The organism is Lentibacillus saliphilus (assembly GCF_019093865.1).
Taxonomy (GTDB): Bacteria; Bacillota; Bacilli; order Bacillales; family Amphibacillaceae; genus Lentibacillus_B; species Lentibacillus_B saliphilus.
This window is the reverse complement of record NZ_JABJXD010000001.1, coordinates 877,029-890,539: the sequence shown is the minus strand read 5'-3', so window position 1 is coordinate 890,539 and position 13,511 is coordinate 877,029. Positions and strand designations below refer to the sequence as shown.

12 protein-coding genes are annotated in these 13,511 nt (G+C 41.0%); 5 read left to right on the top strand and 7 right to left on the bottom strand.

Going from position 1 to position 13,511, the window contains the following annotated elements; translation table 11 throughout:
* Positions 1-84: 84 nt before the first annotated feature.
* The 4 genes from HPC67_RS04435 to HPC67_RS04420 all read left to right on the top strand — a co-directional run bounded on the left by HPC67_RS04435 (position 85) and on the right by HPC67_RS04420 (position 4,650).
* A complete protein-coding gene (locus HPC67_RS04435) occupies positions 85-906 on the top strand; it encodes an accessory Sec system S-layer assembly protein (protein WP_217586209.1) in 822 nt (273 codons plus the stop codon).
* A 159-nt stretch (positions 907-1,065) separates the two neighbouring features.
* The gene (locus tag HPC67_RS04430) at positions 1,066-1,827 is read left to right on the top strand and encodes an SDR family NAD(P)-dependent oxidoreductase (protein ID WP_217586208.1); all 762 of its coding nucleotides are present in this window, start codon (positions 1,066-1,068) and stop codon (positions 1,825-1,827) included.
* A 486-nt stretch (positions 1,828-2,313) separates the two neighbouring features.
* Entirely contained in the window at positions 2,314-2,856 is a 543-nt protein-coding gene (locus HPC67_RS04425) for a DUF420 domain-containing protein (RefSeq protein WP_217586207.1), read from the top strand.
* 216 nt (positions 2,857-3,072) lie between these two features.
* Positions 3,073-4,650: a glutathione ABC transporter substrate-binding protein gene (locus HPC67_RS04420; RefSeq protein ID WP_217586206.1), complete on the top strand. Its 1,578-nt coding sequence runs from the start codon at positions 3,073-3,075 to the stop codon at positions 4,648-4,650.
* Positions 4,651-4,764: 114 nt separating this feature from the next.
* Here HPC67_RS04420 and HPC67_RS04415 read toward each other — a convergent pair whose 3' ends face one another.
* Genes HPC67_RS04415 through HPC67_RS04385 form a run of 7 tightly spaced genes read right to left on the bottom strand, consistent with a single transcriptional unit; the run spans position 4,765 to position 11,429 of the window.
* Entirely contained in the window at positions 4,765-6,054 is a 1,290-nt protein-coding gene (locus HPC67_RS04415) for an SLC5/6 family protein (RefSeq protein WP_217586205.1), read from the bottom strand.
* 3 nt (positions 6,055-6,057) lie between these two features.
* On the bottom strand, positions 6,058-6,744 hold the full coding sequence (locus HPC67_RS04410) for a response regulator (protein WP_217586204.1): 687 nt from the start codon (positions 6,742-6,744) through the stop codon (positions 6,058-6,060).
* On the bottom strand, positions 6,722-7,522 hold the full coding sequence (locus tag HPC67_RS04405) for a sensor histidine kinase (protein WP_217586203.1): 801 nt from the start codon (positions 7,520-7,522) through the stop codon (positions 6,722-6,724). Before HPC67_RS04405 ends, HPC67_RS04410 begins: the two co-directional genes overlap by 23 nt.
* A gap of 54 nt (positions 7,523-7,576) precedes the next feature.
* Entirely contained in the window at positions 7,577-8,578 is a 1,002-nt protein-coding gene (locus HPC67_RS04400) for an ABC transporter ATP-binding protein (protein ID WP_425514298.1), read from the bottom strand.
* Positions 8,553-9,563, bottom strand: a complete 1,011-nt coding sequence (locus HPC67_RS04395; RefSeq protein ID WP_217586201.1) for an ABC transporter ATP-binding protein — start codon at positions 9,561-9,563, stop codon at positions 8,553-8,555. The genes HPC67_RS04400 and HPC67_RS04395 overlap by 26 nt, the downstream gene beginning before the upstream one ends.
* Before the next feature lie 13 nt (positions 9,564-9,576).
* Positions 9,577-10,497: an ABC transporter permease gene (locus tag HPC67_RS04390; RefSeq protein WP_217586200.1), complete on the bottom strand. Its 921-nt coding sequence runs from the start codon at positions 10,495-10,497 to the stop codon at positions 9,577-9,579.
* 32 nt (positions 10,498-10,529) lie between these two features.
* Positions 10,530-11,429, bottom strand: a complete 900-nt coding sequence (locus tag HPC67_RS04385; RefSeq protein ID WP_217586199.1) for an ABC transporter permease — start codon at positions 11,427-11,429, stop codon at positions 10,530-10,532.
* Positions 11,430-11,657: 228 nt separating this feature from the next.
* On the opposite strand from HPC67_RS04385, the gene HPC67_RS04380 reads away from it, so the two are divergent.
* Positions 11,658-13,199: a glutathione ABC transporter substrate-binding protein gene (locus HPC67_RS04380; RefSeq protein WP_217586263.1), complete on the top strand. Its 1,542-nt coding sequence runs from the start codon at positions 11,658-11,660 to the stop codon at positions 13,197-13,199.
* Positions 13,200-13,511: the final 312 nt, after the last annotated feature.

Below are 13,511 nucleotides of genomic sequence, written 5' to 3'. Positions count from 1 at the left end.
TTTTCCCCACCAACGTCATTTATTGTACAACCACATTCTAGCGGCTTTTGTCTTTTAAATTATTTCAGAGGGGCGTGTCATTAAATGTCCGATAACCACAATGATCACCATAAAAGAGAAGATGAAGCGACTACAGAACTCTATATTCCAGATCATGATCCGATTGGAAGAGATGCATACGCCTACTATGCGTTGCATAATGCCAAAAGTCCAAGTATGAAAAAGGACCAATTATCTATATATGGCATTGAGCTTTCGAAACAATCCGATAGTAGCTTTATTGCGTCAGCACTTATTCGCAGCACAATTCATAAACCAGTACGGCTAAAGTCATCACCCATTGTTTTGTTGGGAGCAGAGGGGCGGGCAATTGCTAGAACGGTTGTTGATTTTACTGAATTAGGTGTCCTGCGACCGAATACATCACGCCCGTGGCAGTTTGAGTTTCCGAAAGCATCTATACTGGTTCCGGGAACACCTGATTTACAAAATTGGTCACTTGCCTTTGAGAAAGATACTGAACATAAGCTTGATATGGAAGATATGGAGCGGGCAGGCATATCTGAAGTATCAAGGGCCAAGCTTCGAAAAATCGTTGAACAAGCCCCACTTCTTGATCGAAATGAATTATCTTTTATGGGATTAGGTATTAAACGTAATGAATCGGGGGGATTGACATCGACGATTTTAATACGAAATGGAACGATGCAAGATTTACAAATCACACAAGTTCCGCTTGTTGTGCATGATGCAACTGGTGATATCGTAGCACGTGGTACGTTCGAACTTTCTGATTTCAACATAAAGGCGAATACAAGCAAGCCAGTAACGCTTGTTTTTCCTAAGTCTGGTATCGTTAAAGAACATATAGATCTCTCTATGTGGTCGATTAAAGCTATTGAGTAGGATTATACATATCAAGTTAAGTTTGTGAAATGATGAACAATTTGTGTCCAATTGATAAAATTTAACAGAAGAAATGGCCTGATGACTTTTTTGTTGAATCAGGACACGCTATAATAGAGAGGTCAGACGATTATCATGAAATAAAGGAAGGTTGATATCATGGGACGTTTACAAGATAAAGTGGCAATTATTACTGGAAGTGGCGCTGGAATTGGTAAAGAAGTTGCGATTGCATATGCACGCGAAGGCGCAAAGGTTGTTATTGCTGACTTTAATGAAACAACATTAAATGAAACAGTTGCAGAATTGAAAGCATCAGGTCATGAAGCGTTAGGTGTAAAAGTTGACGTTTCGGTCAATGAAGATGTAGAACGTATGGTTGATGAGTCCATTAAAGCATTTGGTAAAGTTGATATTTTAGTCAACAATGCTGGTGTTGGTGACAACATGCAGGCAGCTGCCAATGTTCAAGATGATACTTGGAATCGTATTTTGAGCATTAACCTAAACGGTGTAATGTATGGTCTTCGCAAAATCATTCCACATTTCATGGAAAATGGTGGCGGAACGATCGTTAACATGGCATCCATTACAGGTCTAACAGGTGGACGTGGTGGTCTAGGCTACACAGCAGTTAAACACGCTGTTGTTGGTATGACGAAAAACGTTGCTTCACAATACGGTCCACACAATATTCGTTGTAATGCAATTGCTCCAGGACATATTCAAACGGAATTTGCTGCTTCAATGACGAATATTGATGAATTTGGTATGAAGGCTTCCATTCGTGCTACAAACTTGATCCCTAGAGCTGGCACAGTAGAAGATATTGCTAATATTACACTGTTCCTCGGATCAGATGAATCTTCTTATGTGAACGGTGTTGCTTTAGCTGCAGACGGTGGCTGGAGCGCATACTAAATAGGTGCTTGTTCAAACATATGTAAATCATGGCTGTTGTTCCGATTCGGAATGGCAGCTTTTTTGATTGCTTGCTCAATGCAATTTTCGTGTCCAAAGCGTTAAAGTGACATATGCAGACGTCGTGTCGTGCGGTCAGTTGCGTCTTTATGCGTCACATTCACCATTTATGCGGCTGAGATTGAGGGTATGCGGTGCTTTTGTAGGATATGCGTGTGTTTTGGGAGATTTGCGTGTTAGTTTTGATATATAGGTGAGATCTTTAATATATGCGGCTGAATTGAGTGATATACGTTTACTATGCTAGTGAAACGTTTGTCATTCTAGTATTATTGCATTATCATAGTGGTAAACGTTAAATGTGTCTAGTTTGTGACGCGTTTTTGTAAAGTGAACGTTAGAATTATATGTTTTACATTGCCCTTTTGGTTGTCTTTCACTATCCTAATAAGTAGGAATCATCATTTCATGAAAGAGGCTGTATATATGAAGGTTAATCATACAAAACAACGGAATTATACCCCACTCATATGGGGCTTGTCTATTTTGATTGTTGCCATTATTTTAGCGACAAACTATATACCAAGAGATATGGATGGTACGATCGCGGGTGTGAGTTTAACATTCTTACCTCTTTTAAATGCTGTGTTAAATGGCGTGACGTTTTTGTTGCTGCTAGGAGCGCTTATGATGATTAAAAAGAAAAACATAAAAGCGCATCAGCGGTTAATTTATGCAGCATTTGGTGTGACGCTCGTTTTTTTCGTATCGTACTTGACGTATCATATGATGGCAGGCTCGACCAGCTTTGGCGGTGAAGGGGTCATAACATATATCTATTATACGATTTTAATATCGCATATCTTTTTGGCTGCAGCTGTTGTTCCGTTAGCACTTATTACACTTGGACATGGGGTTAAAATGGACGTTGCCAAGCATAAAAAGATTGCGCGTTGGACGATGCCCATTTGGTTATATGTCAGCTTGACTGGTGTCATTGTCTATATACTTATTTCCCCATACTATTAAACTCTTTTTTTTCGTTCTCAGCATACGGTAATCGTGTGCTGTTTTTATGTTCTCATTTCAATCTTCCAGAAATAGTGTTGCAAACATACAAGCAAGGGCAATGGCACCCTTGCTTTTTTGTCGATTTTTGTCGAACAAATTATAAGTATATACGTTGCAGATGGGTTTGATTTGTGGCAAAATAAAAAATATTATCTTCAACAAAGGGGGAGCAACATGAAATATAAAGTAACATTGATCGCGGTGTTCGTTATGCTGTTTTTCTTAGCAGCGTGTGCAGGTGATGGGAGTGGAACAAATGAAGAAGCATCTGATGGACCAGCCAAAGAGCTGGTCGTAGATTTAGCGTCTGATCCAGTATCGCTTGATCCACATGCAGCGAATGACGGTAATTCTTTGTATGTTATGAATGCGATGTACGATACACTTGTCCAAATGAATACGGATTTAGAAATAGAACCAGGACTTGCAGAAAGTTTTGAGCAAATTGATGATACAGTGTGGGAGGCAAAAATTAGGGAAGGTGTAAAATTTCATGATGGCAGCACGCTTGACGCAGAGGTTGTTAAAGCAAATTTGGATCGAGTACTAGATCCAGACATTGCATCACCACTGTCGTTTTTATTTAATATGATTGAGTCCGTAGAGGTTAAGGATGACTATACCGTTCATATAAAGACGGCATTTCCGTTCTCAGCCTTACCGTCACACTTGGCACACCCTGGTGGCCATATGATTAGTATGGACTTAATTGAAAAAAGCTATGAAGCCTTAGAAAACGGGGACGATCCTTTTACAGTTGTTAATAAAAATCCAGTTGGAACAGGCTATTTCAAATATGATGACCGTGTGAACGGCGAATATATTACACTTAGAAAATATGATGATTATTGGGGGGAACAGGCAAAGGTTGACACGGTCACGTTTAAAACGGTACCAGAAGATATGGCTCGCAATGCTGAATTAAATACAGGTGCTGCCGATATCATCTATCCTGTTAATGCGAATGACGTGACTCAAATTGATCAGAATGATGGCACGTATGTGAAGCAATCTGAAAGTGCGAGCATGTCATATGTCGGTTTAAATAATGAAAAAGAGCCGTTTAATGATGTGGATGTAAGACGTGCCATTTCGATGGCTATTGATAAGGACGAATTAATAAATGGCGTGTTGGATGGTGTACCGCTCCAAGCAAAAGGACCGCTTGCACCGACTGTGAATGGATACAGTGATGATGTCGATCCAATTGAATTCGATCCAGAAGCAGCACAGCAACTTTTAAAAGAGGCGGGTTATGAGGACGGTTTTAAAGCGACCATTTTAACCTATGATCGAACAACGTCAGATGTAGCTGAAAACCTCCAGTCTCAATTAGGAACAATCGGAATTGATATTACGATTGAGACAGCAGAAGTCGGAGCGTACCTTGAATTAACAGGGAATGGCAGCTTTGATATGTTTGTTGGCAGCTGGGGAACGGTTACGCTAGATGCAGATTATGGATTGTACCCAATGTTTCATTCGGAAAATGCGGGCAACTCAGGAAACCGTTCCTTTTTCAAAAATGAGCGCGTAGATACGTTATTGGAAAATGCGCGACAATCGACAGATGAAAGTGAGCGTATGGCGTTTTATGCGGAAGCACAGCAAATTATCGTCGATGAGGCAACGATCGTTCCACTTTATCATTCTGTTTTACTCGCAGGACTGCAAGACTCTGTAGATGGTTTCTTTCAATATCCGAGCAGTTTTCCATTTTTACGTGATGTGACAATTGAGGATAAAGAATAAATATCGCGAGTGATATAAAGTGTTTTTCATAATAAAACATCGACTTATTGGTTATTTCTATACCTGTAAGTCGATGTTTTTGTATCAATCATTAAATAGCTCATTTGAATACAATCATGCGTCCCTGCTCGCTATCTGGTATGCGACGAAACAGAAAAAGGCGGATAGGATAAAACTCGTCCAAATTGCACCAAGCATATAACCTGCTGCGAAAACAATGAAACCAGCCGATAGACTGAAGAGAATACCATACATGCTCACTGCAGGCAAACGCTGCTTACCGAAAATGATGATCATCATCGGAATAATCATCGCTGCTCCAATGATCCCGTACAGCAACATGAGCGGTATAATCGCTTTTGTAGCATAGACACTTGAGATGAATACCAATAAAGTAAGGACACCTGCTATGGCACGACTTTGTCTATATTGTTGTGTGTCGGTGTGTTCGCCATTAGGTGAAAAATGTTTAACCAAAAGCACCGTTAATGCATTTAATTCAGCTCCGACTGTACTTGTAGCAATAACGAGACAAAATACGACGAACAGAGCAACAATACCTGGTGAATCTAGTTTGTATATGAGTTCAAACAAAATGTTTCCAGCTTGATCGTAGCCCTTATTTGATAGAGAAATGATGAATAATGACAGCAGAGCGAGCGGTATCGTGCTGTAAACGAGCCCCATTAGGGAGAACGTTGTTCGTACTTTATTCGGTTGTAATATAAACAACCGCTGCCATGATACACGATCAATAATGACCATGCCAAAAACGACTAAAATGGACGTCGTCAAGAAAAATAAACTGCTGTAATCCTTCCAGTACAATAAATATGGATGGTACAATCGAACGCCATTGTAAATTGGGGCGATGCCTTTTTGGACAAAGACGTAAACAGGTATAAAAATGATTGCAGCAAATATAATTGCAATCTTAAATGGCTCTGCCTTTAAGATGCTATTCATGCCCCACATCCCTGCATATAGAAAGCAAAAGAAGAAGAATAAAAACAATGTGACTGGAACAGGAATGGTGAAAAGCACCTGGAACATGTGATGAATGATGAATCCCTGAATGATTAAGGTTAACAAACTAGCTGCAACAATGATTAGTAATAGGACGCGTTGTGCTTTCGATTCAGCTTGAGCAACAATCATATCGCCAATTGTGAGCTTCGTTGGCCATTTCTTTCTAGCGATGTTGGCAATCCAGCCGAAGATCATGAATGTACAGGCGTGTAGGATGATGTAGACGATCATACCGACTAATCCGTAATGCATGAGCATATCAGATGAAAAAAAGACCGTATCCGGTCCAATCCATCTGGCGAGCAAGGTGAGTACCCCAAAAGAGGCTCCTAGAGATGCGTGCTTAGTTAAATAGCGTGCTTCATATTGTCCCATTCATTAAAGCTTCTTTCTGTAGGAACTCGGACTAATCCCGAGTTCTTTTTTGAATAATAGACTAAAATAGTGTTGGCTGCTAAATCCACAGTTTTCAGCGATTTGAGCAATAGGTGTAAAAGGCGCATCATCCATCATACGCTTAGCCATCTCAATCCTGTATTGGTTCAAGTAGTTAGGGAAACCGATGTTTAACTCTTCGTTAAACTTTCTACTTAAATATGCATGATTCACGTGAATGGCCTCGGCGATTTCTGATAGAGTTAAACGGCTATCATAATGATTGTGAATATAATCTAAAACTTGTCGTGTCATATCTGAATAGCTCTTGTTTACAATAAAAGGCTTGATTGCTGAAATTAATTCAGCTTCAACGAGTGGTTTTGTAATATAGTTTTCTACGTGTAACCGTATGGCTTCCTGAGCATATTCAAATGATTGATAGGCCGTTACCATCACTATTTTTGTGTTGGTTTGAATCTTTTTTAACCGTTTGACGAGTTCAAGTCCTGATTTGCCTGGGAGATGAATGTCGATGAGAGCGAGATGAATTGGATTGTCGTTCGCATATGTTAATGCTTCTGATGCATCCTGTGCTTTATGGAAATTTTCCATGTGGAAATAGGGCTGTAAAATATATTGAAGCTGATCCAATTCCAACTGTTCATCATCTACTAAAAGTATATTCATGTTTGACATCCCCCTTATTATCTTCATAATAGATCGGCCATTTAACGTGGACGGTTGTGCCCTCATGATCCGTCACGAGTTCGACATGGGAATCGCTCGAGGGAAATAGAATTTGCAGGCGCTCCTTAATATTTTGTAGACCGATGCCTTTTCGGTGATTTTCATCATCGTGAGTGTTAGATGTATCGATGCTGTCAGATTTACTGTTCCAAATATCCATCATGACACTTTTTTCTGTAGCAGAAATCGTCATGATGAGAGAGGCAGGCCCAGCATACTTTTCAAAACCATGTTTAAAACTATTTTCAACTAATGTTTGGATCACATAGGTTGGTATGAGCATTTGCATCACACTAGGATCAATGTTTTTTGAGATATTCAGTCGATCACCATATCTTAATTTTTGAATATCCAGATAATAGGATGTATACGTGAGCTCATCGGCGATGGTTGCCAGTGATTCATTAATTACATATTTACGCTTTAAGAACTTGGACATCGTTTCAAGAGCATGAATTAATTCTGGTTTACGATCGAGTCGTGCAAGCCCCATAATAGCATTGAGCGTGTTGAAGAAAAAGTGAGGTTGAATGTTCTGACTTAAAATCTCAAACTTATTACGCTGAAGCTCTTGCTGTAAGACAAGCTGGCGAGATTTTGTCTCGAGTGCCTCCATTTTCTTCTCAAAAATAAATAAAAACAATATGGTAAAAGCTCCGATAAGCGGAGCTAATACACAGATCATAATATAAAAGGAAAGGTTTTCCAGTGTGATCATAGGCAACCCGTCCTTTCGGAGTTTTTTGATTTTTAATAGTTTAACACCCTTTAATTAAAATGACAAGGTCTCAGCGTAATGACAACTCACCTGGTGAGTGTTGTTAATTGTACGTAACTCAGGCTCAACAGTGCGACAATGCTCGGTCGCAAAAGGACATCTCGTATGAAAGCGACAGCCTTTTGGTGGATTAATTGGCGACGGGACATCTCCAGTGATGTCAATTTGCGTCCGTTTAACATTCACGTCAGGTATTGGTATTGCTGATAATAAAGCTTGTGTATAAGGATGACGTGGTGATTGGAATAAATCTTCGTTGTCTGCAATTTCTACGATTTTCCCAAGATACATAACGATAATTCGATTCGATATATGTTTTACAACGCTTAAATCATGTGAGATAAAGAGATAAGTTAGATTGAGCTCTTTTTGCAGTTTTTTCATAAGATTAAGCACTTGTGCTTGAACAGAGACATCTAGGGCAGACACTGCTTCATCACAGACGATGAGCTTCGGATTGACCGCTAAGGCCCGAGCGATACCGAGCCGTTGCCGCTGTCCTCCACTGAATTCGTGTGGCAGCCGTTCTAATGAATCATACGGCAGTCCAACGAGATCCATTAATTCTAACATACGGTCCTCACGCTTCGTCTTATCCATAACATTTTGAATGGACATGGCTTCATTGAGCATTTGCCGAATCGTCCGTCTCGGATTAAGTGACGCAAAAGGATCCTGAAAAATAACTTGAATATCGCCACGAAAGGCTTTCAATTCTTTTTTGGACAGCTTGGCAATGTCTTGTCCGTTGTATTCAATCGTACCTGAGGTTGGATCGTCTAGGCGAAGGATGGCTCGACCTGTCGTTGATTTTCCACAGCCTGATTCTCCAACAATACTGACGGTCGTACCGGGTTCAACAGAAAAAGAAACATCATCAACAGCTTGGACGTACCTCTTTGCCTCCAGAATTCTTTCTTTTTTTACAGGGAAGTATTGTTTTAAATGCGTAACTTCGAGAATAGGTGTCTTAGCTTTGCTTGGCATGGCCAACATCCTTTCCAGAGGTAGATTCATTGTAATGGAAGCATCTAACTTGATAGCTGTCATTTTCATAAGCAACCAATGATGGGTGTTGCTCGAAACAAATATCCGTAGCGAGTGGACAACGGTCTGCGAATTTGCACCCGCTATGCTCAGTAAATGGACTTGGGATACTGCCTTTCATCGGTGTTAGCTCTTCCTGCACCTCATTAATTTTAGGAATTGAATCGAGTAGCCCCTTCGTATAAGGGTGTTTTGGCTTGCGGAAAAGTTCTTCGGTTGTTGATTTTTCAACAATTTCTCCAGCATACATGACGGCGACACGGTCACATGATTCAGCAACAACGCCAAGGTCATGGGTAATAAATAAGACAGCCATGTTCAGTTCCTTCTGTAAGTCTTTCATGAGTTTAATAATCTGTGATTGAATGGTCACATCAAGAGCGGTTGTCGGTTCATCAGCAATTAATAGCTCTGGGTTACATGCAAGTGCCATCGCAATGACGACCCGCTGTCTCATACCGCCACTTAATTGGTATGGTTCTTGTTTGGCACGTTCTTCTGGTGACGGAATTCCAACGAGGCGGAGCATCTCAATACTTTTAATTCGGGCTTCTTTTCGACTGATCGGCTGATGTGCGCGGATCGTTTCAGCAATTTGTTCACCAACTGTAATAACTGGATTAAGGGATGTCATCGGTTCCTGGAAGATCATTGAAATGTGATTGCCGCGAATCGCTTGCATTTGTTTTTCAGTCTTGGTGACGAGGTCATCTCCGTTTAACTTGATTGAGCCGGCGACAATTTTTCCAGGCTCAGGGACGAGCTGGAGAATGGATAATGATGTCATGCTTTTTCCACATCCAGATTCCCCGACAATGCCGAGCGTTTCGCCTTTGTAGACTGTTAGATCAATGCCATCGACGACACGGCCAGTTCCTTTTTTTGTGATGAAGTGGGTTTTGAGCCCTTCAATTTCAAGTAATGTTTCCTTCATAATGCGTCCCTCCCTAGTTAATATCGATTCGACGGTTGAAGAATTTATATAAAATGTCTACGAATAAATTGACGAGCACGAAGATGATCGACGCAACGAGAACGCCACCTTGAACCATTGGCAAATCACGCATACGGATTGATTCAAGAATGAGGCGGCCGAGTCCGTTAATGGCAAAAACAGATTCAATTAGAACGGTCCCACCGAGTAAAGCGCCAAACTGCAAGCCGACAACTGTAATGACAGGGATCAAAGCATTTCTTAATGTATGCTTGTAAATGATGAGATAATTTTTGATTCCTTTTGCTTTAGCAGTTCGAATGTAATCTTGTCTGACGACTTCCAGCATGCTGGAGCGTGTCATACGAGCAACGATGGCTGCACCAGCTGTTCCGAGAGCGAGTACAGGTAAAACCATATGCTGAACACTGTCCCATCCGGATACTGGCAACCATTGGAGCTCCACAGAAAAAATAAACATTAAGATCATACCGAGCCAAAAGCTTGGGAATGATATGCCAAGTAGTGCAATGACCATAACAGTCATATCTGATGCGGAATAAGGCCGGACAGCAGAGATGATACCTGCAGTGATGCCAAAAATGATCGTTACAATTGTGGCGTATATGGCTAATTCAATCGAGATCGGTAGTCGCACCATAATTTCATCGATGACAGGTCGTTCATTTTTTAATGATTGCCCCATGTCACCTTGCAGAAGCCCTTTCATATAGTCAAAATATTGAACGTGTAGGGGATCGTTAAGTCCGTATTCTTCTCGCAAATCCTCTATCGTTTCTTGTGAGGCACCTTCACCCGCGAGCACCTGTGCCGTATCGCCAGGAACCATTTGCATAATCAGAAAGACGACGAGTGTGACACCGAAAATAACAGGAATCGTTTGTAACAGCCTTTTAATAATAAATAACAGCATGATAATGCCTCCTTTGTCGTTAAATACGTATCTTAAGATTTCATTCGTGGATCGAGTGCATCTCTTAACCCGTCACCAAATAAATTGAAGCCCATGACGAGTAAGGCGATTGTAATGCCTGGAAAAATAGCAATGTATGGTGCAGAGAAAAAGAAATCCCTACCACTTGATAGCATGGCGCCCCATTCAGGTGAAGGTGGAGCAGCGCCAAGTCCTAAGAAGGATAGTCCAGCAGCTGATAAAATAGCTGTTGCTAATCGGAGTGTTCCTTGAACAATTAATGGTGAGAGTATATTAGGAAAGATATGCCGAAAAATAATGATCCCATCATTGCCACCGAGCGAGCGAACAGCTTCAATATATTCCATATGCCTCACTTCCATTGTCGAACCACGCGCAATTCGACCAAAAAGAGGAATCGAAAATACGCCTACCGCTACGGTTACATTAAACAGACTTGGACCGAGCGCACTAATTATTGCAAGTGCGAGAAGAATGCCAGGAAAGGCAAGCATGACATCAAGTGAACGACTAATGATGGCATCTACCCAACCACCGTAATACCCAGCGACCATCCCCATCATAATGCCGAAAGAAGCACCGAATAAAACAGCGGCAAAACCAACCCCCATTGACAGCCTAGAACCATAAATAATGCGGCTTAAAATATCGCGTCCTTTATCATCGGTTCCCATCCAATGATCTAAGGAAGGAGGCTGAAGCTTATTGAATAAATCCATTTCGAATGGGTCATATGGGGCAATCCATGGAGCGAATAAAGCGACAAATGTATAACAAAGTAATAAAACCCCACCTGCCACGGCAATTTTATTTTTTAAAAACGTCTCGAAGAATGCTTTGAAGTTCTCTTTGCGCCTTTCCTTTCTTATTTGTTTAAAAGATTGTTTGATGTCTTGAAGCGATTGGTCCATGTATGAACGCCTCCTTATTTTGTAGAATGATGATATAGCCAAAGATAGAAGAATGAATGTTTAAATGCAATCTCTTTTTTTATAATTGTAAAAATCTTTGTAAACAAGGTAAATATTTTATAAAAAAATGACGTCGGAATCTTTTATACTGTTTGATAAGGTTCAAGCGAAACTAAAAAGGAGTGAAGACAATTGAAGAAACAGTTTGGTTATGTTGGTGTACTTATTATGATGGTGTTTGTTCTTATATTAGGTGCCTGTTCAACAGGTGGTAGTGGAACAGACGATAACGGAGAAGGTAATGAAGCTGGTGGGGCAGGAGAAAAGGGTGGCACACTAAAAATTGCCATTCAATCCGATGCAACCAATATGGATCCTCATTTCATCACAAATATTCCGACAGCTAATGTGCTGCACGGCAAAGTGTATGAAACGCTCGTTGCTTTTGATCAGGATATGAACATCGTTCCTAAATTGGCAGAATCATGGGAGCCAATTGATGAAACCACTTGGGAATTTAAGCTTAAAGAAGGTGTGACGTTCCATGATGGTACACCATTTAATGCTGAAGCAGTTAAAGTGACATATGATCGATTACTCGATCCAGAGACAGGCTCTCCACAGCGTGATAAAGTGAGCATGATCCAAGAAGTAAAAGTCGTTAATGATCAAACCGTCCAGCTCATATTGTCCGAGCCATATGCACCACTGATGTCGATTCTATCAAGTCAGGAAGCAAGCATACTAAATCCAGAAATTGTTAAAAATGATCCTGAATCACTTTCAAAAACGCCAAACGGCACAGGTCCATTTAAATTTGAGAAATGGAATTCAGGTCAAGATATAACACTCGTTAAAAATGAAGACTATTGGGGCGAGCAAGCCGGTGTTGATAAAGTCGTATTTGAGGTTGTTCCTGAAGGCTCTACAAGACTTGCAATGCTTGAAACAGGCGAAGCCCATATTACAGATGAAGTTCCTGTTAATGACATTGAACGCATTAACAACACAGATAATTTAAGAATTGAGCGTGTTGAAGGGTTAGCTGTTGAGTACCTTGGCTTTAATACACAATCGCCAATCTTTGAAAATGTAAAGCTTCGCCAAGCGGTCAGTCATGCGATTGAGCGTGAAGCGATTATCGAAGGGATTTATAACAATGTCGGTACATTGGCCAATTCTGCATTGAGTCCTAATGTGTTTGGCTATAGCAAAGACGCAACACCGTATGAATACGATATTAATAAAGCGAAGGAACTCGTAAAAGAGAGTGGTGTTGATACGTCGCAAGAAATCCAGCTTATTACGAGTGACCGGAAAGAGCGGATTGATATGGCAGAGGTCATCCAGTCTCAGTTGAAGGGGATTGGTCTAAATGTTAACATTCAAGTATTAGAATATGGTGCTTTTATTGAATCAATTGATACTGGTGACAATGATATGTTCATTAGTGGTTGGGGTAACGCAACTGGTGATGGTGATTATAACCAGTACAATTTGTTCCACTCTGATTCACACGGATCAGCTGGAAATTCATTCTTCTATACGAATGAACAGGTTGATCAGTTGATTGAGGAAGGACGTGCTGTATCCGATCCTGAAAAGCGTAAGGAAATATACGCTCAAACACAACAAATTGAGCTTGAAGAAGCGGTCTACGTTCCAATTCGTAACTATGAGCAGTTAGCTGCTGCCAACGAAGCTGTCCAAGGCTTCAGCATTACACCAGTTGGTTACTTGGACATCAACAGCGCAACATTGACGAAGTAAGCAGATACAAAACTAGTGGCTGGGACAAAAGAGGTTTAACTAAATTAAAATCCGAATAATACCGCCGCTCCGGAAATACACTTCGCGACCGACAACCAGGACGGTTTAGTGTCGACGTTGGCACAGGACGCGCCGAACTTAGGAGACCGTAGGCGGCTGGTGAGCCTCGGGCCAACAGGACGTTGGTCATGAAGGCGTTGCGACATGACGTCGCGATTTTAGCCTTCCTTCCCCACGCACTGTGGGGTCTCACCTATGCCTTCCTCCTACAGGAGTCTACGTGTATTTCCGGAGCTAGTGCTGAGCATTGTT